At 35.5% G+C, this 22,737-nt stretch carries 18 protein-coding genes; 9 read left to right on the top strand and 9 right to left on the bottom strand.

Translation table 11 applies throughout. From position 1 onward, the window contains the following. Positions 1 to 112: 112 nt before the first annotated feature. The 5 genes from HMPREF1195_RS02810 (at position 113) to HMPREF1195_RS02790 (ending at position 5,780) form a co-directional block, all read left to right on the top strand. A complete protein-coding gene (locus HMPREF1195_RS02810; RefSeq protein ID WP_023918161.1) occupies positions 113 to 1,156 on the top strand; it encodes a dihydrolipoamide acetyltransferase in 1,044 nt (347 codons plus the stop codon). 41 nt (positions 1,157 to 1,197) lie between these two features. Then, a complete protein-coding gene (lpdA, locus tag HMPREF1195_RS02805; protein ID WP_023918159.1) occupies positions 1,198 to 2,904 on the top strand; it encodes a dihydrolipoyl dehydrogenase in 1,707 nt (568 codons plus the stop codon). A gap of 68 nt (positions 2,905 to 2,972) precedes the next feature. Then, positions 2,973 to 3,962 (top strand): lipoate--protein ligase, encoded by a 990-nt coding sequence (locus tag HMPREF1195_RS02800; protein WP_003001407.1) that lies wholly within the window; start codon positions 2,973 to 2,975, stop codon positions 3,960 to 3,962. A 170-nt stretch (positions 3,963 to 4,132) separates the two neighbouring features. Continuing rightward, on the top strand, positions 4,133 to 5,023 hold the full coding sequence (locus HMPREF1195_RS02795; RefSeq protein WP_023918157.1) for a C39 family peptidase: 891 nt from the start codon (positions 4,133 to 4,135) through the stop codon (positions 5,021 to 5,023). 115 nt (positions 5,024 to 5,138) lie between these two features. Then, positions 5,139 to 5,780 carry a hypothetical protein gene (locus tag HMPREF1195_RS02790; protein WP_023918155.1) on the top strand — a complete coding sequence of 214 codons (642 nt, stop codon included), beginning with the start codon at positions 5,139 to 5,141 and terminating at the stop codon, positions 5,778 to 5,780. An 83-nt stretch (positions 5,781 to 5,863) separates the two neighbouring features. On the opposite strand, the gene xerS is transcribed toward HMPREF1195_RS02790, so the two are convergent. The 7 genes from xerS to HMPREF1195_RS02755 form a co-directional block, all read right to left on the bottom strand. Then, positions 5,864 to 6,934, bottom strand: coding sequence for a tyrosine recombinase XerS (gene xerS / locus HMPREF1195_RS02785; RefSeq protein WP_023918153.1), 1,071 nt, complete (start codon positions 6,932 to 6,934; stop codon positions 5,864 to 5,866). Positions 6,935 to 7,253: 319 nt separating this feature from the next. Beyond that, a complete protein-coding gene (locus HMPREF1195_RS02780; RefSeq protein WP_023918151.1) occupies positions 7,254 to 9,530 on the bottom strand; it encodes a zinc-ribbon domain-containing protein in 2,277 nt (758 codons plus the stop codon). 9 nt (positions 9,531 to 9,539) lie between these two features. Next, positions 9,540 to 10,265 carry an MreC domain-containing protein gene (locus tag HMPREF1195_RS02775; protein ID WP_023918149.1) on the bottom strand — a complete coding sequence of 242 codons (726 nt, stop codon included), beginning with the start codon at positions 10,263 to 10,265 and terminating at the stop codon, positions 9,540 to 9,542. Beyond that, complete coding sequence (locus HMPREF1195_RS02770) at positions 10,258 to 11,919, bottom strand: hypothetical protein (RefSeq protein ID WP_023918147.1); 1,662 nt, start codon at positions 11,917 to 11,919, stop codon at positions 10,258 to 10,260. The genes HMPREF1195_RS02775 and HMPREF1195_RS02770 overlap by 8 nt, the downstream gene beginning before the upstream one ends. Then, positions 11,916 to 13,769: a hypothetical protein gene (locus HMPREF1195_RS02765; protein ID WP_004252851.1), complete on the bottom strand. Its 1,854-nt coding sequence runs from the start codon at positions 13,767 to 13,769 to the stop codon at positions 11,916 to 11,918. The genes HMPREF1195_RS02770 and HMPREF1195_RS02765 overlap by 4 nt, the downstream gene beginning before the upstream one ends. A gap of 12 nt (positions 13,770 to 13,781) precedes the next feature. Then, positions 13,782 to 15,041, bottom strand: coding sequence for a site-specific integrase (locus HMPREF1195_RS02760; RefSeq protein ID WP_003007331.1), 1,260 nt, complete (start codon positions 15,039 to 15,041; stop codon positions 13,782 to 13,784). A gap of 1,111 nt (positions 15,042 to 16,152) precedes the next feature. After that, entirely contained in the window at positions 16,153 to 17,355 is a 1,203-nt protein-coding gene (locus tag HMPREF1195_RS02755; RefSeq protein ID WP_003007328.1) for an Abi family protein, read from the bottom strand. A 917-nt stretch (positions 17,356 to 18,272) separates the two neighbouring features. Between HMPREF1195_RS02755 and HMPREF1195_RS02745 the strand changes: the two genes are divergently transcribed. From HMPREF1195_RS02745 to HMPREF1195_RS02730, 4 genes are read left to right on the top strand one after another with little or no spacing between them, the layout of a single operon-like run. Further along, positions 18,273 to 18,518 carry a hypothetical protein gene (locus HMPREF1195_RS02745; RefSeq protein WP_001813542.1) on the top strand — a complete coding sequence of 82 codons (246 nt, stop codon included), beginning with the start codon at positions 18,273 to 18,275 and terminating at the stop codon, positions 18,516 to 18,518. Beyond that, positions 18,515 to 18,850: a DinB/UmuC family translesion DNA polymerase gene (locus HMPREF1195_RS02740; RefSeq protein ID WP_000806926.1), complete on the top strand. Its 336-nt coding sequence runs from the start codon at positions 18,515 to 18,517 to the stop codon at positions 18,848 to 18,850. Before HMPREF1195_RS02745 ends, HMPREF1195_RS02740 begins: the two co-directional genes overlap by 4 nt. A gap of 12 nt (positions 18,851 to 18,862) precedes the next feature. Further along, positions 18,863 to 19,231, top strand: a complete 369-nt coding sequence (locus tag HMPREF1195_RS02735) for a hypothetical protein (protein ID WP_000567222.1) — start codon at positions 18,863 to 18,865, stop codon at positions 19,229 to 19,231. Further along, positions 19,218 to 19,517 (top strand): DUF5960 family protein, encoded by a 300-nt coding sequence (locus tag HMPREF1195_RS02730; protein ID WP_001072467.1) that lies wholly within the window; start codon positions 19,218 to 19,220, stop codon positions 19,515 to 19,517. The genes HMPREF1195_RS02735 and HMPREF1195_RS02730 overlap by 14 nt, the downstream gene beginning before the upstream one ends. A gap of 117 nt (positions 19,518 to 19,634) precedes the next feature. On the opposite strand, the gene msr(D) is transcribed toward HMPREF1195_RS02730, so the two are convergent. Together msr(D) and mef(A) are read right to left on the bottom strand one after the other, a co-directional pair. After that, complete coding sequence (gene msr(D) / locus HMPREF1195_RS02725) at positions 19,635 to 21,098, bottom strand: ABC-F type ribosomal protection protein Msr(D) (protein ID WP_000420313.1); 1,464 nt, start codon at positions 21,096 to 21,098, stop codon at positions 19,635 to 19,637. A gap of 119 nt (positions 21,099 to 21,217) precedes the next feature. Further along, a complete protein-coding gene (gene mef(A) / locus HMPREF1195_RS02720) occupies positions 21,218 to 22,435 on the bottom strand; it encodes a macrolide efflux MFS transporter Mef(A) (protein ID WP_023918145.1) in 1,218 nt (405 codons plus the stop codon). Between the last annotated feature and the right edge of the window lie 302 nt (positions 22,436 to 22,737).

The following is a 22,737-nucleotide window of genomic DNA, read 5'->3' as shown; positions in this document are numbered from 1 at the left end:
GTCTGTGTGAAAAAGATAAACTCTCCTAGAAACTAAAGTTTCTTCGTCAAGTTTCCTATTTTCACTGTGACTTTTGACGCCCTTAGTATCTTATAATAGAATAGGAGAGGTCATGGCTGATGATAAGCTAAGAGCGACTCCTGCGGCTAGAAAATTAGCGGATGATCTAGGGATCAACCTCTATGATGTTTCTGGTTCAGGCGCAAACGGTCGTGTCCACAAAGAAGACGTGGAAACATATAAAGACACAAATGTGGTTCGCATTTCACCACTTGCAAAACGAATTGCTTTAGAACACAATATTGCTTGGCAAGAAATCCAAGGAACTGGTCATCGTGGCAAGATCATGAAGAAGGATGTCCTTGCTTTCCTTCCTGAGAATATTGAGAAGGATACCATTAAGTCACCTGCTCAAATTGAGAAGGTGGAAGAGGCTCCTGATAATGTAACACCTTATGGTGAAATCGAGCGAATTCCGATGACACCAATGCGTAAGGTGATTGCTCAACGGATGGTGGAATCTTACTTGACAGCACCAACCTTTACGTTGAACTATGACGTCGATATGTCTCAAATGTTGGCACTTCGTAAGAAGGTATTGGATCCAATCATGGAAGCAACTGGCAAGAAAGTCACTGTAACAGATTTGCTTTCACTTGCAGTTGTTAAGACTTTGATGAAACACCCATACATCAATGCGTCATTGACGGAAGATGGCAAAACCATCATCACTCACAACTATGTCAACTTGGCTATGGCGGTTGGGATGGACAATGGGCTGATGACACCGGTTGTCTATAATGCAGAAAAGATGACTTTATCAGAGTTGGTGGTAGCCTTCAAGGACGTTATCGGACGTACCTTGGATGGTAAGCTTGCTCCAAGCGAATTGCAAAATTCAACTTTTACCATCAGTAACTTGGGGATGTTTGGTGTTCAATCTTTTGGACCGATTATCAACCAACCAAACTCTGCCATTCTTGGGGTTAGCGCAACTGTTGAAAAACCAGTTGTAGTTAATGGTGAAATCGTCATTCGTCCAATCATGAGCTTGGGCTTGACCATTGACCACCGTGTTGTCGATGGTATGGCTGGTGCCAAATTCATGAAAGACTTGAAAGCCTTGATTGAAGACCCGATTTCAATGTTGGTCTAATCAACGAGAGAGAATAGAAACAAGAAAAAGAGGGAAATAAAATGGCCTTAGAAGTAATTATGCCAAAAGCCGGCGTAGATATGACCGAAGGACAAATCGTTCAGTGGAATAAAAAAGTCGGCGAATTTGTAAAAGAAGGAGAAGTGCTCCTTGAAATCATGACTGATAAAGTCAGCATGGAATTGGAAGCTGAAGAAGATGGCTACTTGATTGCTATCTTAAAAGGGGACGGTGAGACAGTCCCTGTTACGGAAGTTATCGGTTATCTTGGTGAAGAAGGGGAAAACATCCCAACAGCTGGAGCAGCAGCACCAGAAGCGAGTCCAGCGCCAGCTGCAGCAAGTGCTTCAAATGATGACAATAAGAGCGATGATGCTTATGATATCGTAGTGATCGGTGGGGGTCCTGCTGGTTACGTATCTGCTATCAAAGCAGCTCAATTGGGTGGTAAGGTTGCCCTTGTTGAAAAATCTGAACTTGGTGGAACTTGCTTGAACCGCGGATGTATCCCAACTAAAACTTACCTACACAACGCTGAAATCATTGAAAATATCGGTCATGCGGCAAACCGTGGGATTATCATTGACAATCCTAGCTTCACAGTGGATATGGACAAGGTTCTTGAAACTAAGAACAAAGTCGTAAATACTTTGGTTGGTGGTGTTGCAGGACTTCTTCGTAGCTATGGAGTTGATGTTCATAAGGGTATCGGTACCATTACGAAAGATAAGAATGTCTTGGTCAATGGTTCTGAATTGCTTGAAACCAAGAAAATCATCCTTGCTGGTGGTTCAAAAGTCAGCAAGATTAACGTTCCAGGTATGGAATCATCCCTTGTCATGACCAGTGATGATATTCTAGAAATGAACGAAGTACCAGAAAGCCTCGTGATCATCGGTGGTGGGGTTGTCGGGATCGAACTTGGTCAAGCCTTCATGACTTTCGGTTCAAAAGTTACGGTTATCGAAATGATGGACCGCATCGTTCCAGCTATGGATGCTGAAGTATCTAAGAACCTTCGTTTAATCCTTGAACGTAAGGGTATGACCATCTTGACGGATACTAAACTCCAAGAAATCATTGAAGAAGACGGCAAACTCCGTATCAAAGTTGAAGGAAAAGATGATATTATCGCCAACAAAGCTCTTCTTTCAATCGGGCGTGTTCCAGATCTTGAAGGTATCGGAGATATTGAATTTGAATTGGATCGTGGACGGATCAAGGTTAATGAATACATGGAAACGTCTGTTCCAGGTATCTATGCGCCAGGTGATATTAACGGTACCAAGATGTTGGCTCACGCTGCCTTCCGTATGGGTGAAGTGGCGGCTGAAAATGCTCTTAAGGGAAATCATGCTGTTGCCAAATTGAACTTGACTCCTGCAGCCATCTACACCCTTCCAGAAGTTGCAGCTGTTGGTTTGACAGAAGAACAAGCTCGTGAGAAATACGATGTTCAAATCGGTAAATTTAACTTTGCGGCGAACGGACGTGCGATTGCATCAGATGCAGCTCAAGGTTTTGTTAAGGTTATTGCAGACAAGAAATACGGTGAAGTTCTTGGGGTTCATATCATTGGTCCAGCAGCAGCTGAATTGATCAACGAAGCTTCAACCATCATTGAGATGGAAATCACTGTGGAAGAAATGCTCAAGACCATTCATGGTCACCCAACCTTCTCAGAAGTGATGTACGAAGCCTTTGCGGATGTACTCGGCTTGGCAGTTCACTCACCTAAGAAGAAATAATATTTGAAATGATAGAATGGCTGGACAGCAAATGCTGGACCAGTCTCTATCGTATATAAAGGAATCTTATGAAATACATTATTAATTATTCAAATGATACTGCTTTTAATATTGCTTTGGAAGAATATGCCTTTAAACACCTTTTGGACGAGGATCAAATTTTCCTGCTTTGGATTAACAAACCATCTATCATTGTAGGTCGTCACCAAAATACCATCGAAGAAATCAACCGTGATTACGTTCGTGAACACGGAATTGAAGTAGTACGTCGTATCAGTGGTGGTGGGGCTGTTTACCATGATTTAAACAACCTAAACTACACTATCATTTCAAAAGAAGATGAAAACAAGGCCTTTGACTTCAAGAGCTTCTCAACTCCCGTGATCAACACCTTGGCTCAACTTGGAGTTAAGGCTGAATTTACTGGTCGTAACGACTTAGAGATTGATGGCAAGAAATTCTGTGGGAATGCACAAGCCTATATCAACGGACGTATCATGCACCATGGTTGCCTTCTCTTTGACGTGGATTTGTCTGTCCTTGCTAATGCTCTCAAGGTATCTAAAGACAAGTTTGAGTCCAAAGGGGTTAAATCAGTCCGTGCTCGTGTGACCAATATCATCGATGAGTTGCCAGAAAAAATCACGGTGGAAGAGTTCCGTGACCTACTTTTGGACTACATGAAGAAAGAATACCCTGAGATGACAGAATATGTCTTCTCGGATGAAGAATTGGCTGAAATCAACCGGATCAAGGAAACCAAGTTTGGTACCTGGGATTGGAACTATGGAAAATCTCCTGAATACAATGTCCGTCGTGGCACAAAATTCCCAAGCGGTAAGGTTGAAATCTTCGCTAATGTCATTGAATCAAAAATCCAAGACATCAAGATCTACGGTGACTTCTTTGGTATTGAAGATGTTGCAGCAGTAGAAGAGGTTCTTCGTGGCGTTAAATACGAACGTGAAGACGTCCTCAAAGCCCTTCAAACTATTAACCTAGGTCGTTACTTTGCAGGTATCACTGCAGAAGAAATTGCTGAAGCAGTGGTGGAATAAAGTCATAAGAGATTCGCAGAAGCGGGTCTCTTTTTTGAAACTAGTTTCACATAGAAATTATTGTTTTACGAAGGATTTTGTAGTATAGTAAAGGTGGAAAAGTGTATTTGCTAATCCCTGTATCCTAATTTTATTTAGTCTCGTGATCGTTTTCTTGAAGGAGAAAAATCATGAAAAAAGTTTGTCTATTCATTGTATTTCTGACTTTTCTTGGTTTATCTGGCTGTAAAGAGACACCAAAAGAAAGTAAAACAAGTCCTTCCAGCTCTCGTAAGGCCACATCTGCTTCATCAACAAGAGTCAGTGTAGAAACAAAGGAGCGTACAGAACCTAATCCACCAATGCCAGCAGAGGTAGCAGAGCGATTAAAAATTAAGGAAGGCAATACGGAAGCCGGTGGTCAGGAAACATTGCCATCTTCAAGCGAGGAACAAGCTTCATTGAAAGAGAATACGCAACCTTCTCAATCGGTCAAACAAGAAACATCGTCCAAAGAGAATCAAGGGATCCGAAAATTATTGCCTATTCCTCTAAAACTTCAAGAAGAATGGTATTTCTGTGCTCCGGCGACAGTCCAAATGATCCTGGCTAGTCGAGGGGTTAGCGTCTCTCAACATCAATTAGCTAAGGAAATGGGGACTTATAACCCCTATGGGACTCATAATCGAGATGCCATTCGCGTCTTGAATCAGAGTCTATTTGGCTATCCAGAACCAAGTGGAAATCAAGCGGGTTATCGACTAACTACTGTAACGGACACTAGTCCAGATTCTGAAGATATCCGACTCTTTAAAGAACGCGTGCGCAAAGATATTGATGATGGCTATCCTCTCTATTACACCTTCAATGTAGCTCAAATCTATCCTGGAAAAAGTGGGGAACATAATGTGATTGGAGTTGGCTATGAATTGACAGAAGATGGTAAGGATATCTCAGCAATCTATTATCTAGACCCCGATACACATGTACAGGATCCAACCTATGGAGGCTTGAAGAAACTGACACCAGAGGAGTTGTTAGCAGCAATGGCTACCTGTGGTGAGAAAAATTATGCTTGGTGAGGTGATATCGTAATAAAACGAAAGTTCGTTTATGACATAGTCTCTTTTCTTGATAATTAAATATCATGAGTGTACAATATAGAGGAAATCTGAACAAAAAAGGGGATCATATTCGATGATGAAAATTCCAGTTGAAAATCTTGGTCTATTTGAACAGTTAGATCGTATAGTAGTGGCTTTTTTTAGCAAACAACAACCTTCCAGTCCTTACGATTTAAATGTCAGTATTACACAAGAACACCTTGACCAGAAAAAGCAGGAGTTAGAACCATTAGGTTATCAAGCTGTCCAACTACCATTAGGAATGGCTTTAGATAACATCATCCAGCAACCTTATTATAAAAACTTAATCATTGGTGGTCTTGCTCCTGAGGAAATAATCGTTAGCAAAGAAGAATTAATGCCTTTGAAAGATATCGTGGATAGCTTTTGTATTATGTACGCTGCAGCGAATAATAGATTGGAAAATAGTAAAGCTTATGAATTAATGAAAGATAAGACGGTTTATTTTATTGGTAAACTATTTACAGATTTTCCGAAGGCCGGTGATGAAATTGCTTATTTAGGAATTGATCGAATAGCGAGCGATGGTACACCATATGAAGCTGTTAAATGCTTTCTAACGAAAGAGAGTGCAGAGAAGTTCAATGGTGAAAAAAGACCTGTCACCCCTGCAAACTTGGCCTATCTAAAATCATTCTGGGGAAAACCAGTCATTATTGAGCCACACCGTAATTATTGGATCGAATTTTTATAGAAAGTATAAAAGAGCGGTAGACATTCAAAAAATCTATCGCTCTTTTTAAAACTAATATATTACATAATTTACGTTATGTAATTTTATAAACTATCCAAGGCATTTTTCTGCTCATCATTAACGATATGCGTATACAAGTCTGTAACTTGTGTGCTAGCATGTCCCAGCTGGTGGCTGACCAAAACCTGTGATTTGGTTGCATCATAGAGACGGGTTGCTAATGTATGGCGAAGTTTATGGGGTGTCACGCGGACTTTGAAGTCTTCTGAATACTTGGCGACCATCTTTTCAACGCTAGAAGCATCAATTCGGTTTGGACCACCTCGATACAAGGTCAGAAAGAGGGCTGTATCAGTCTTTTCAGTCTTGTAACGTTTGTCTCGAATAGCAAGATATTGCTCCAGATAAGGCTTAGCAAAGGCAGCAACATTGACTGAGTCACGTTTCCCACCTTTTCGAGTAACATCAATCACCATCATCTTAAGATTGAGGTCACGAAGGTCCAAGTTGACTGCCTCAGATAAACGGACACCAGATGCAAGAAGGAGTGCGATAATGGCTAAATCTCGCTCTTTATTCTTATTAAAGGAAGATAAGGCGCGATTTGAGAGTGTTTTAGGGTATTCCTCATCGATATAATTCAAAAATCCCTCAGTTTCATCCCCTAAAAAGAGCTTTTGTTTGATATTTTCAGCACGAGCCGCCAAGGTTTCTTTCTTTTTCTTGGTAGCAACCTTCTTCATGACATTACGGTAGAAATAAGGTTCCCCTTGCTCATTTTCAACTTCCTCGGTCAAATACTTATAAAGGCTAGAAAGTGCAGATAAAGTGCGGTTAATCGTTGTTTGGGAAACCCCGTTTTTTGTTGTATTGGCATTGAGCAGAGGGCGTTCACGTAAGTAAAGAATAAAGGATTCCATGTCTTTCTTGGTCATGTGCTCCAGAACGTCTAAGGGGATCTCGGCCATGGTGTCAGCATCTGATATACCAGATTCCAAAACCCAGGTGAAAAATCGATCGTATTCCTTTAAGTATTCGTACAAGGTCGTAAAACTGTATGGAACGGCCAGTTTCGATTGGTAATATTCCAAAACGTACCAGGGCATGACTTGTTTGAGTTTATCAATCCGTTCTAATAAGATCTCGCGTTTCATGTTTTTCTCCAAATCTTTCTATACTAGTAGTATAGCATAGCCAGATATATTTTTCAAGAAAATTATAGTTTTTCGGAAAGATGTTATAGGGGTTATATAGGTTTGTTTTGTATCAAAAGGATAACCAAAAAAATTTTTTAAGCCAATTATACTCAATTATGTACTTTATTTAAGTGAACACTGGAATTTTTTACTACTCTCAATTCAGTTGAAAATGTACTTTATTTAAGTGAAAACTAAAAAATTTTCAAATGTACATTTTGACAATAAAAAAACACTCTAATATCAATTTAATGAAATTTAGAGTGTTTTTATTTATCTATATTTTTTCAAACTGTACAAAGTGTTCTTGCTTTCTTCTGTGGCCTTTGCAAATGGAACACGACCTTTTATTGCGTTTTTTGTATGCCATTCTTTCTTTTACTTGAATTTTGTAACGGTGATTAAGATTTTCTTGACATATCCACCATACAGGCAGAATACTCAACTCTGTAATTTCAGTTGGACTTACTATCAAGGAGTTATTTAGATAATCCCACTCATTCATTAGACTTTGTTGCGTTGTTGCTAAATCGTTAAATCCTTTTAATACTTTTTGATTTCTACAGTATGGACAAGAATTTTCTCTGTAAAATTTTTCTTTAATAACTTTCTGATATTCTCCAGTACATACAGGGCATTTCCACCATGCATTATATGTTGAATTTGCCCTTACTGAAGACATTTCTTGTTTATTTAATGATGACCATTCTTTAATTAACCAAGGATGTGTTGTTTCAAGATCATTATAACCTTTTGCAGTCTTCTTAAAAGAACAATATGGACAACATTGGTCGTTTTTGTGGCGATCAGAAATTTTTGCTTTAAAACTTCTGTGACATTTTCGACAAATCCAATTGGTTAAAGCATTTGAATTATAAAAGAAGGTATCAATATCACCATTCAGTTCTTTTACCCATTCATTGTTTAAGTACGGTTTAACATAGCTTAGTGTTTCATTTGGTTTAGGAATTTTTTTATTACAGTAAGGACATATAGAATTGAGACTATTAGAATTATTGTTTGTAAACACACCTAGAACAATCCCTAATCTCTCCTGAAATTCTAAATCACAACAATCACAAATCCAATTAAATATTTTGTTCTCGGTTTCTGACGATTTCGTCACCTCATCAGGTTTTTCTACATTCTTGCTACTCCAAAGGTCACACAACTCAGGATAAGTATCTGCAATTGTATTATAACCTTTTAATGCTTGTTCATCATTACAATATGGACAGCTATCTATTACTTCTTTTCTTATTGGAATTGAACAAAGGTATTCACCTTGACAAACAGAACACTTCCACCAATATTTTTTTGTTTCGATGTGGATCAATGCTAAATGAACAGGCAATCCATTTTTATCGCTCCATTCTTCCTGTAATTTTGGGAAATTATAGAGTATATCATTGTTAAAAACAAGTGTATCCCAATCACAACGATTAGGACAAGTTTGAAAATTACTATTCTCTAAGTCGGTTCTTAAAATCATTTCAATTGGACTACAATAAAAACTGACTTTGCAGCAAGGGCATTTCCAATTTATGCATTTAGAAGACTTATACCAGTATTCAGAAATAGGTTTATCATTACTTTTATCCCAAAATTTCTCTAAATAAGGATGAGTTTCTTGTAAAGTATTATATCCTTTTAACATCAATTTATTATCACAATAAGGGCAGCCTTCAAGATGCCTTTTGACAACACTACATTCATATTGACCATGACATTTAAAACACTGCCATCTTACTAAGATGTTGGATAAACTATCAATCATATTACTTTTTACATGAGTTGGAATAAATTGCTTAAAAAGATTTCTATCTGTATGTAATAGGGGGTTCGCTTTCACTTTAATTGGGGTATCGAATGTAGCTTTACAGTTAGTACAATAGAAACTATATCTTTTGATTCTTGAAATTAGCTGATCAATAGACAACTTAAAGATATGGTCACATTTGTCGCATTTCCAATTTCTAGGGATTGTAACATTGTCACTTAACTTCAAATCATTAAACTCTACATCGTTTTGTTCCCCTGGAAGATAAATTTTCCGAAGATTAGGGTATGCTTTAGTGTAAGGTACAAAATGTGTACTTTCATTACATCCGACATGAACAAGCTCTTGATTATGTTTATTGATTAATTTAGAAGTGTTTGCTACATCTTTCCAACCAACATGACAGGTAGGACATTTGAAGTGAAATAACCTCTTTGAAGAAAAAGATAAATTATCAATCTCTTCCTGAATGGTTTCTATATTTTCATAATGAAAGTTTATGTACCTTAGAAAGTTAGGAATCCTTGCAGATATAGAGTTTTCCCCTTTTATGAACACTTTTCCAAGCTCACATACAGGACAGATTTTTGAATGATTTTGAATATTCTTATAAGATTTTGATGTACTTGCTTTCCATTCATAAGAACAGGTAGGACATTTCCAGTTAATGTGTTTTTTACTGGTAATTGTTATTTTTTCTACATCTATTTTGATATTCTTGTCAAAGTCCCAATAGTTCAATAAGGCTGGAAAATCAGTGATTAAGTCTGACATTTTCTCCTCCTAATACTTAGTCTTGTTATCCAGTAAGTCTTTTATTTCCAAAATCTTACTTTTGCTTGTTTGCTTTTCAGTATGAGTATGTTTTTCAAAAGATATTTTTGTGTCTGAAGTAATAACATTCTCACTAAGATACTTCTTAGTTACTAGTTGCTGATCAGATTTTAACAAGCCCTCTTCTTTTAACAATTCATTCGCAATATCAGGATACAAACTAGTTTTAAGAAGATTCCTTAACTTTTTGTTTTCCTCTAATAATTCTTTGTTTAACGCTGTCTGCTCCTTTATTTCAGCATTCTTTTTATTAAGTTGTGCTACCTCATTTTTCAACTCTGAAACTCTTGTTTTGAGCTTACTGGCTTCTTCCTTATATTCTATTGCTGCATCAACAACTCTTTTATAATAATTGTTAAGTTCCATTAATGCTGATTTGATTGCTTTAGGGGTTCTATTGGTCATTAAGAAACGTTCTACATCTAGAGTTTTATACGTTATAACTGTTTGATAAGTGTCGTCTTCAAATAGTTCCAATCTATCATTAAGGGCTTGTCTAAATTCTTTGTTTCTTCTAATCGTTGTGTCTGCAACCTGCGAAAATCCGTTGCTTCTAAGGTAATTTCCAAACTGTGGAATTTTGAATAGTCTAGGATTATTCGAACAATGTTCCAGTAAATAATGTTCAAATAATAATAGCAATAATTGATTATCAATATACTTCTTTCTAGCCATTTGAGAACTCCTGTAAGGATAAATGTTTTTCAGTTAGATATTCTTGATAAGAATGACTAACTGTTTTAAGTTTTAATAATGCCTCACCAATATCTTCTATATTCCCCTTTCCTTGTCGAACTCTTTTTATAGCCTCATCTACAATTAAAGCTTCCTCGTCGATTGATTTCTTAAAGGATTTATCCATAGAGAAATAATCTTTTCCAGCTTTTCTGTAAAATGGACAACTAGTACAAGCACCAAGCTCTGCATGTGAGCTAATGACTTTAAGACAGTCTGAATAATCACCTTCCGCAAATCGAGGTGAATAACATCTGCCCTTATTATCAAGAGGAACATAGTTTTTATTAATGGTGTATTTATGTTGAGTTTTACTTATAGCGTAAGACGTTTGAGAGTTTGTTAATTTACGATAAAGCTGATAGCTCCTACATTCAATAAACTGACTCAGATTTGAAAAATAATGTGAAGATGTTGTGATACTATCATGTCCAGCTAAGAGCATTGCTGTTACTGGACTAGCTCCTTCTGCTATCAAATTGATCATTGCAATGTGTCTAGTATCTCCAATATGAATGAAATTAATCTCATGATCGTCTAATTGCTTTGGGGAATTGATATGATGGACAAAATACCCATACTGTTGAGATACAATCTCATTAAAGAAATATTTTAAAATTGTATTTAAGTTACTGTATGTCAAGAAACGGTTTTTAGTACCAGAAATACGTTTCCATTTCCGATAATGAGAGTCTGTCACAAATAGAGTATCCAACTGAGTAGATGATAAATCTTTGGTTAGTTCTAAATAATTTAAAATCTCACTCGCAAGCTTAAATGGTACTTCGTAAGTTGTTAAATAATAATCCTCTGAAATTTTATGGGATACTCCCTTGTCTTTTCCTTTTAAGTTATTTCGTCTGAGAGTTAAGTAATATTTTCCGTCTTTTTCTGTGAGACAATTTCTCTGAGTGAGCAAAAACTCCCTTGGTCTAAGTGGTACTACTGCTGTTATTTGCCACCATAAGTAAAGAGGGTAGTAAAACAATCTTTCCTCATCTAATAATGATTTAACCCAATAGTCGTTTAAAATATCATTAAATAAAAAATAGGATTGAAATTGGGCTAACTTTCGCTGTTTTTTAGTGTTCAGTTGATAACTAACATTTAAAAGTTCGTCTAGTTGCTCAATCAGTTGGGTTAATTCGTTACTCTCTAAACATGGTAGTGTAGAAAGAAAATCTATACATACTGAGGGGTTGGAAATCTTCATATTTGCTAATGAGAAGACTTCGTTCACTTTTAGTTCTTTGACTAATTTCTTTATATCTCTTAAAAAGGCTTGGAGAGTGATTAAAACATGATGTTCCATAGATAGCACTATAAAACTCTTTAAGTAGGTAACAAAATCATCAAAAGATAATTGAAATACTTGTTCATAAAACCTTTTATATTGGAATTTATTCAAGTTAAAAATGAAGCTAACGTTAGAATATTCATTAGTCGTTTCCCATTTATTTTCTTCAAAATTGGTGGTTAGAATAATCCCTTTTTCAACATAGTCTTGAAAACATTCTTTTGCGCTCTCAATCATATTGTCATCAAACAGGATAATTTCATTTACTTTACGAAATAATTTTGATTGATTATTCAACTGACTAACTCCTTAATAATATCCTCATAATCAGACAATACAGCTTCGCCATACTGTTCTGATAAAGCTTGCAACATTTCTGTAAGACATGGTTTAATCTGCTTCTCAAGAATGGCTCGAACCTTTCCTCGTTCAAGTTCATTCTTTAATTTTTGATATTGTTTATTGAGTCGATTAAACTCACCAATTAACAAAAGCAAGGTAGATTTTGTTTGTAATTCATACTGACAGCCGACGCAATGCTGACGGTCATCATAGGGACATAGTTTCCCTAGTGCAGATAAAAGACACATACTCTCTCCTTGCTTAGAAAAAGCTTCTCCGTTACCAATTCGATGACAGATCGTCAGTAATTGTTCAGGATCAACATTATTTTCAACTAGAGTTTTTAATGCTTGTTGCGAACGTGAATCAGCCCTAATACTCAATTCCAACGTTTTTTCAATTTCAATTGGCGTTAAATCTAAACTTTTAATCATTTGAGTTTGTTGGCTTGGACTTAATTTTTTATACTTTCCTCTAGTTACAATGGTCAAGAGCATAGACGGAATCATGGATAATACGCCTCGTTCAAATAGCTCTTTTGCAACCATTTCAGGTTTTAGTTGTCCGAGTTGGGCATCTTTTAGATACGTTGTTGTGGTTTGTGCAAATTCATTAAAATCCCCTTTATGGCTACGAGCTAATGCTGCTAGAAAATAACCTTTAATATTCAGTTCTGACTTTTCTTCAAGAACATCATCTGCTAACATTGCGACAGATTGTAAGTAGGACTTGTTTGCAGAACGACTACTAAAGTTACGCTCTAAAAATAAATTTCCGATTTCCTCTCCCATATAACTAGTAATCTTTTCATAAGTTTTAATTTGTCTGATCAATGGATTTTCTGCATTGTATGGTATTTGAAGTTGGAAATGTGCCTCACAGATAGCCAATAACGTTCCAATAAGAACCTGACAACTTTCTGGGACATGAAACTTTAACTGAGCAACATTAGAAGCGTTTTTGGTTTTATTAGGTGTTAAGTTTAAATAAGTCAATCTTGTTGTAATACTTAGTAAAGTCCTTCTAGCTTCACTACTACTCCAAGTTCCATCTACTACTGCTTCTAAAACTTCTAATGGTTCTCTTGTTAATTTAGGATGTCCTAATCTTTCTAAGTCTGTTGATCTTAGTGCGCAAATAAAATGTAACCCTAGATACAACCATGTATCTGCATAGTTTTTTGAATTTGCTGCTTTACACAACATATCATTTTTTATGATGTAGTTTTCGTTGAATAGGTAGTACATTAATTCAAGGTATTCATCTAATTCATACGCTCCATTTGCACTCTCAATCGTGTAACGCTTTGTCATTTCAAAACTTACTCGATAACGAGTAACGCCTTTATTGAGTAGCCATTTAATAAATTGAATGAGGATATTGCCTTGTGACTTCGTAAGAACTTCTGTTGCTACTTCTACTAAGGTCTCTACTTCAGCATCACTATATAGAAACAAATCCTTTGTTAAGTAGTATGCTAAAAAATCAAGTAGATAGAAACGATTTGTTTCACTCAGCTTTTCTTCTTCAGCAAATTGTACGAATAATTCACTTGTAGAAGGAAATTTTTTTGAAAAGATTCCTTCCATACTCTTAATTCCAGGAGGTGTTGTTAGATAGTCTTTGATGTGATTTTTAAGAACTTCAGCATCTTTTTCAGAAATAGTATAATCATCAAGATTTATAGACACACCAAACCATTCATTGTCTAGTAAGAATCCACTGACTTTCTCACGGTGTTTTATTGTAGCAGCACCTAACTCGACTAATATTCTTTCAAGATAATTTTTTAAATCTACTACCAATAGCTACTCCTTTTAATCTTCTCCAAACAATTTTTCTGCTTGCCAGTTCATATATTCAAAAACACCATTATTAACCTGACCATATTGTTTTGCAATTTCTCCTTTATTTTGTAAATAAACCCAAGCACTTTCTGGTGAATTGTCTCCTCTAGCAGACATCAGTTCACTAACTTCATTAACACCTGACAAAACCAATTGTGTGGTGTACCAGTGCCTAAAGATATGGGGTGAAATATTATTTTCTTGCAAGAGTTGACCAAAAAAGACAACCTCTGGGTCATCAGATTTAAGAAATATTGGAATCATTTCTTCGCGAATAATCTTACGAAATCGTTGATAGTACACATCGTATGACAATGCTTTCCCTTGCTTGTTAAGGCTTAATGGACCATAATCTTTCTCATACCTTTTACCTTCTAGGTAGCTCATATAGTCATTGTAGGTGTCTAAAAAGACCTCTAAGAAGATATAAGGTACAGCTTGAAGTCTTTCCTTTTTAATTCGTCCAGTTGACTTTAAATCGCTTCTAAGGGGCATTTCTTTTCGCAGATCAACCTCAATTTTAAATACTTGATTATCACTTTGGTGAAATATGATACCTGCCCCCAAAGGGCTATCTTCACGTCTTACATTACAAGCTTCTGATGGTCTTAAACCAACAAATGCTCCCAAGGCAACAGCCATAAGTAAATCCTTGTGACATTGAGCAATGTGAGCGAAGAGCATTTCAAAGGCGCTGTTTGGCATATCTCTAAAAATTGACTTCTGTGTGTTGCTATCATCAACAAATATCTCAAAATTCAGCTCTTTTCTTTTGATGACTCTGCCTCGTCTATTGGTAAACGTATTGATAGAATAAAGGTCTTTTGGCTTCAATTTAACCTTTCCTTTTCGTTCATTCAAGTATAGAGTTAAAAAATCAAGAACTGCATTTACACATTTTTCGACTGTACTTTTCTTTCTATTTTTTCTATCTTCTGGAAGTTGTCCTAAACCATAAAGCATAAAAAACTCCTTGACCATTTCTAAAGTTAGTTGATCAAGATTGTTAACCCCAACTGTTCCGTATATAAAATTCAAAAATTTAACAACGTATGAAAATCGTTTGTTTCCATCGTCTGAAATAGATTTAATCTTTGTGGCAGATTTTACATATCTATGAAAATCAGTGAATTGTAATGTGCCATCATCATGTTTGAGTGCAATCAATTGCTTTGTCACGATGTTGTTATCACCTAAAACCAGCGAATGTTTATAAACTACAAATTTCATTAATTCTCCTTGTTTATCATGACTGAAGGTTCTGACTGGCTTTTAGGATGTCAATACGCAAAAAAACGACCAAATCAGTACTGTTCTCCTTTGAGCTCTAAACTGCAAAAAGGAAATATCGATGAGTACTTTCATTGATCGTTATTATTATTTAAATTAATTCAATAATAAAAGTAACTTCATCTAAGTAATAAGAGCAATTAACTAGCTCAGCAACAACGATAACCACAGCAACTCCTTCTAAACGATGAAAGGAATATCCGCCGTGGCTATCTATATACTTTTTTTCTTTTACTTTGGTAAGTTACTTTTGTTATTTTTACTTTTTCTGTATTATATCATATTTTGATTAAATTGTCATCTGAGATAGTGATTTTAAAAAAGCTGGAAATTTTTTCAATTGTATATTTTGACAATAAAAAACACTTTAATATCAATTTAATGATTTTAGAGCGTTTTTAGCTTATTTGATTTTAAAGTTGTCGTCTATTCCTCAGAATTACTTGAAGAACAGGAAAAATTCGACAACAAAGTAAGTCGATCTATTCAGTTATAAAACCTATGAAGGTCTTTCTGCTGGAACTAGCCACTCCTACTTTGGAGATGTAGATTATACTCTTACTTATTCAACTGATAATATCACTCATGATTTCTCCTCATGATGCGTCTGTGGGACTCAAAAGTTTTGGGAAACCTTTTGAGGATTAATTTCGTTTCACTAACAAACTCACACACTCCACATGTAGTGTTAGCTTTTTTCTATACTAATAGACGAAAGAGAAAAAAAGTGATTTTAGAATTATACTGTAGAAATAAATATTAACTTTGGTAATGACTAACTTTCTAAAATATCTTCAATAAGCGGTTCTATCCTCTGGATAATAAATCAGAAATTCTAAACTGCATGTAAACTCTATACAATTCAAGGTACTTCAGAAATCAAACATCTTCAACACTATTTTCAACTTATCTAAATAAATAAAATAAGGAGGAAAGTTTATTAACCTTCCCCCTTATGACTTTTTGAAAACCTCTTTCAAGGATTTCACGCCGTCGTGGCACTAAAATATAACTATATTATTCTATCATAACCAGCAACTTTTTGCAACACTTACTTGCCAATTCTATTAAAAAAATTTTTATTAATATCAAACTTCAATAGTAACATATTTTTTAAATAATATGATTGAATAGCTCGATCAATCCTTTTAAGAGAGAATCTATTAAAAGAATTTAAAATTTTTAAACCTTGATAAAACTTTAAAACTCTATTATTCCTTTTAGGAGTAAGTAACAAATCAGAGATAAAAAGTCTATTGATTAGAATACTATTTCCCGTCCTATATCTGGTTATGAGACCAAAGTGTGCCAATTGGTTTCTCAACTCACGCAGTATTTCACAAGCGTTAATGAATTTTTCTCGACTCCCACTAATAGAGGAATCAAATCCCATCTCACTCATAATTTTATTTTGTATAGCAATGTCTAATCCTTGGAATAAAACCAGCAAGTCATTCAACATTAGTGTATCAATAATAACCCAAAGCGGAGGATTTTTATAGCTAGAAATATATGGATATTTAATTTTACAGAAGTCTGAATAAGATAATTCAAAAAATCTTCCCTCTATGTTATTAATTTGAATCGTCACATTCATAGAACCGTTTAATGAAGAAATATTACTAGGAGTATTAGAAGCTTTTATTGAAAATCTCCCTCGATATTGATTTATTTTAAGGTCATCAACTATTCCATCAAAATCACCTTCTAGGTTGTAATATACATCTCCGTTACGAGTATGAGAGGTACTAATTTTACCTGTAAACATTACATCTTTAATCTTGGCAGAAATAGTATGCACTCTAAAAAAAGAATGCGTTTTTTTATTATCTCCATGAGTATAAAAATACTCTGTAAAAGAATTTCGATTGTGTGCTATCGGTAGCACATAACAATTGATATCTAAATACTTTAAGTTAGAAGCAATACCATTATTGCAATGAACTTTTGAAAATTCGTATGCAATTCTCGACTTCAGTTCAACCTCAATCTTTTCGATTTCTTGAAATAGGTACTTAGCTATATTTCTATCTAATGTGTATATTCTCTCAAAATCTTTAAAAGAGACTCTTTTCATATATTTTTTAGGGTTAGAGGTCTCCAAAAAAATAGTTTCAAAACCATTTATAGAATTAAAATAATTTTTCTGCTGAATAAAACTTACCATCCCTGGCTCATCGGTAATCTTCAAATTCCTGCCCCGTTGAATCAAAATCTGCTCTTCAATAGTTTTAAACGCTTTTTCTCTAGTCATATTTTATTATCCATCTGCAATATCTTTGATTATATTATATTTTCGAAAATATAACTATCAAATATAAAAGCCTTAATAGTTATTTTTCTTGTTTACTTTCAAAGTCATTCAACAATTTCAGTATACCACAAAAACGCAAATTAGGCTGTAACGAAAATGTTTTCCAGCTGTTATTACAGCCTTTCTTTTTCTATAACTGTACCTCAGTTCCCTCTGTGAAGGGTACTCTAATTTTCCTATCCTCTTAAATGCTGATGTGGTCTAGAAGTTGATTCATCATAACTCATTCAAATTTATCTAAATCTAGTATCTGATACATCTGCTTAGCATAGTCCTTATGAAGAAGATTTGTTGCTTGCTCTAGCAAAATAAAAATTACTTGATACCTCTAATCACGTACCTCTCATCATAGATTTTATAAATTACAAATAATCGTAATCCACCTACTTGTCGTCACGATGCAAACCGCTATATATTATCAGCTACTGATCCTTTTTAAACGTTGGATAGAATTTGTTTATATAGGAGGTGAAAGTTTTGACATCAATGCTACAGCCCCGTTATAATGCATCTGTGGGACTCAAAAGGTTTGGGAGTTCAAAGCTCCACTGGAGCTTTGAAATAAAAAAGCGAGAGATTTAGCTACGTTTCACTAACAAACTTACACACTCAACATGTGCTGAGAGCTTTCTTCTATACTAATAGACGAAAGGGTGTGAAAATGATTTTTAAATGATACTGTGGAACGGAACAGTAGCCCTAGTATTGACTACTGTCGTTTCTATTCATATTGGCTATTCTAGGACTGAGATGAAAAAATCTATAAATGCTCAGAATAAAATTGAACCCGCAAATCTCCCCAAAACAATGGTGAGTCATGTACTTGTATTATTCCGAAAAAATACACCTCTGGTGCAGTGAGACAAATTGGTGTATCTTATAGTGGCTTCGTAGATGAAAGCTATACTCTACTATCACTCTTTGATGATGTAGAACAAATTGAAAAAGATAATAGACTTCAGACAGCTATTGATGTTGTCAGAGAACAGTTTGGTTTTTTAGCCATACAAAAAGGAACCGTCCTAACTGAAGGTTCCAGAAATATTGAACGCAGTAAACTTATCGGTGGTCATTCCGCGGGTGGATTGGAGGGATTAAAATGAAACAAGAAAAAAATACAGTACAATTTTCAGAAATCCGTAGCAAAGGATGTAATGATATTGAAATGCTTGAAAGATTTTTACATGGAATCGTTGAAACAGCAACTTCAAAACTTCGTCAGAGAAAACTCAAAACAACTGAAATATCGATACGACTAGTACATGCTAAATCTGAAAACCGATTACCATTGGAATTTACATTTAGCATTAAGCCAACAAGCTCATCTGTGATAATCTATACTGAGGTAATCAATCGCTTTAAAGAATGTTACACAGGTGGGGGAATTCAAGGTTTTACGATTCAATTTGATAAAAATACCCTTGCCTCTGCATAGAAAGGATTTGATATGATTGACCGTTCATATTTACCATTTCAATCAGCAAGAGAGTACCAGGATACAAAGATGCAAAAATGGATGGGCTTTTTCCTATCTGAACATGCATCAGCACTCTCTGATGATACAAACAAAGTAACGTACATGTCTGACTTATCACTAGAGAAGAAATTATTACTCCTCAGTCAAGTATACGCCGGGCAGCTACGCACACGCATTCAAGTGATTGAAAAAAACAAGCGTGTTTCCTACACTGGAACAATACCAAGTCTGACCAAAGATTTCATTTTGATAAAAACTACAACAGGTCACATCAATTTGAAATTAAAAGACATTATTAGTATTGAACTTGTCGAGGAGGTGCTCTATGAATCAGCTTGAGTTTCAGCGTAATCACCTACAAATGGACTATTATAGCGAGAGCTACCAAGATTTTGAACGTGACTTCTACCGCTACTCTAACATGAATATTCCATTGACCTTCCTAACTGATGATATCCTAAAAACAATGGCGACTTCACGTAAGAATTACTTTGTCCTCAATAAGGAAAAGTCCAGAGATAACCGCGATCACTTCTTCATATTTGAAGTAAGTACCGTAGATGAGAATCCGCTAATCTATCATTATACATATAAGAAAACTACAATATATTTAGCAGAAAAATAGGAGCAGTTCAATTGACTGTTCCTATTTTTAATATTCATAAAATCTAAAGTCTTTATACTCTTTAACAATGGAGTCGCCAACCAGAACAGACTATACTGACCAGCGACTACCTTAAATTTAATGTTTCAGATTTATTTTCTTATCTCTAATTTCATAAACTACATCTGCTACATTTTCGAGTAATCGTTTATCGTGGGTGATAAACACGATAGTTCCGGTGTACTCCTTCATTAGTATTTCCAAAGCCTCTAAACTTGGTATGTCAAGGAAGTTACTGGGTTCATCCATTATTAGGATGTTATATCTACCCATGAGCATTTTAGCAAGCAACAATTTTATAATTTCTCCACCGCTTAAAACAGATAAACTTTTTCCAATATCGTTCTGTTTGAACCCCATAGATGCTAGCACTGAACGAATTTCTGATATATTGTAGTCACAATCCTTCTGCATAAACTCCATAACATTCTGATTACTGTTGTACTTGTAACCATTCTGTGCAAAGTAACCTATTTTTGCCTTAGGCGAAATAGAAATTCCTTCTTCATGGTTTAAGATCATTTGGATTAAAGTTGTTTTTCCGATTCCATTACCACCAGTTAACGCCACTTTTGCTCCTAACGGAATTTGAAAAGATGCATTTTCAAACAGAGCCTTATCCCCAAATACTTTATTAATTTCTGCACCGACTATAGGGTATGGATTATGGAGCTCCAATGCTTTACTTTGCCTGAAACGAATTCTGCGAATGCCTTCCGGAGCTTCTACTTTTCCTAAGGCCGCAATCCTGTGCTCTAGGGTTTTAGCAGCATTATACATCTTTTTTTCCTTACTTCCTATTGATTTTTGATGAGCTAAACGCCCTCCGTCTTCAGTACTTTTTTTCTTTGAAGAACCTTTTGCCTTCTGTTCTATTTTACGAGCCTGTTTTCGCTTTTCCTCCGCAGCCCTTTCCAATCGGGCACGTTCCGCAATAAATTGTTCGTATTCTGCAGCTTGGCTCTTACGTTCTTCCTCTTTCTGACGAAGATAATCAGAATAGTTTCCCCAATACTCAGTGATTTTGCCATCTTTCAGTTCCCATATTTTATCTACTATTTCATCAAGAAAATAGCGGTCATGGCTAATAACTAACAGTGCACCTGTAAAATATTTTAGCTGTCCTATTAGAAAATCAATTCCTTCACGGTCTAAATGGCTCGTAGGTTCATCCGCTAAAATACCATGAACCTGTGCCGATAAGGCCTGTGCTATTTTAAGCCTTGTTTCTTCACCACCGCTCATAGTCTGTATATTTAATTGCTCAACACCTAGCTTGCCTACAAGTGCAAAATCTTTTTCCTCCTGCAGAGTTACTTCGTCCAACTGGGGAATATAGGCAAGTTCACCCAGACGATTCATTTTACATCCTGGGGGAGTTAATTCTCCTAAAAGTACCCTGAGTAAAGTGCTTTTTCCAGCACCATTTGCTCCTACTAAACCAATACGGTCATAATCATATACTTCTAATTCATTTATATCTAAAACATCGCGTCCTTTGAATTCCACACGAATGTCTTTTGCTTTTAATATTAATTCCATAACATTTCCTCCTGTCTATAATCGCATGCTTTCATTTGCTTGTATGCAGGGAAAACCCTGCGATTTTAGCAGGAAGAGTTACATGAAAATAAGATACATAAATATTCCTCCAATATTGTTTATTTTAAATCTAATTTTCTAACCTCAGTTATCATTTGGCAAACTATAGCAATGCCAATAATTAAAATACCTGATAGTAAAAACCAATGATTTACACCGATTTTATCAGCAAAGAATCCAGAAAGAATTAACCCAATTGGCATAGCAAGTGACATGATACTTCCGATCAAAGAAAATACACGTCCTAAATATTCAGGCTTAATTTTCTCCTGAAAAAGAGCTGTTTGCACACCGCTATAAAATGGCACCGAAAGCCCCATTATTGCACAGCAAACTACGAATATTACAAATCCATTTGGAGGAAGTATTCCCGAAACGGCTAAACTGGTCCCCATTATAAAAAATGAACTTGTTATTAGTAATACATGCTTTTCGAAGCCCCCTAATCTTCCTAATAATAAGCCTCCTGCTAGCATCCCAAATGCAAAGGAAATTTCCGTAATAGAAATATGCACAGGCGTTCCATTAAAGTGTTCCATGCTTATTAAAGGAAATAGTGCATTGATTGGCATATAAACAAAAGTATATAGTGTTCCTAAGAGTAATAAGGCAAACAATCCTTTGTTTTGTCTCAGAACCACAACTCCTTCTTTCATCTCCCTTATGAAATTTGGTTCTAAACTTTGCACTTGATTACCCAGCTTAGGTATACGTACAATTGCTACCGTAATAGATGCAATCACAGCACCCAATACGTCGATGGCAATAATAGCATTTAAATCCCAAACGGAGTATAAGAGTGCTGTAACTGCCGGACTAACAATATAGCTTATAGACTGCAAAGACTGACTATAGCCTGCGCATTTCGTTAGCTGTTCTTCTGGTACTAAAAGTGGTGTAACCGCATTGAGTGCTGGGGTATGAAAAGCTGTTCCAATGCTACGGATAAACAATACTATCATAATCATCCAGACAGGTAGCTCCATACAGAATGCAACAATAGCAAGCACTGCACCAGCTGCTGCGATAATTAAATCGGCACCAATCATTATCTTCTTCCTATCATGACGATCCACTAGCACACCAATGGCAGGTCCCAAAATCGCATAGGGTAAAAAACCTACTAATGAAGCCATAGACAAGACCATCGCAGATCCTGTTTTTTCTGTAAGGTAAAAAATAATCGCCATTTGCAGGATGGCACTAGTGATTAATGATACTGCTTGCCCTGCCCATATTGCATAAAATTTTCGTTTCCAATTGTTGTATTTTTCCATTTATATTATCTCCTGCATATTATTTTGCTTGAATTTCTATTTTGAATAGCATTCTAGGCAATAAAAAATGCAGGCCAAACCCCACAATGTGGCTTTTGGTCTGCATACATACAATTTGGAAACATTCATATTAAAGACATAGTTAAATAAAGGTATAGTTAAATAACCAATATCCTCACCGTAACTAATGAATGCTCAATATCGTATAAATAAGCACAACAAAAAAGCCTATCATCGGGTATAGATTCTGCTTTTTTTATTGCCAGCTTATCTTAAACGTATTGAGGCTGTCATAGTTTCGG

The organism is Streptococcus parasanguinis CC87K (assembly GCF_000507765.1).
Taxonomy (GTDB): Bacteria; Bacillota; Bacilli; order Lactobacillales; family Streptococcaceae; genus Streptococcus; species Streptococcus parasanguinis_J.
The sequence above is the reverse complement of the archived record's forward strand: the minus strand, read 5'-3'. Positions and strand labels throughout refer to the sequence as shown.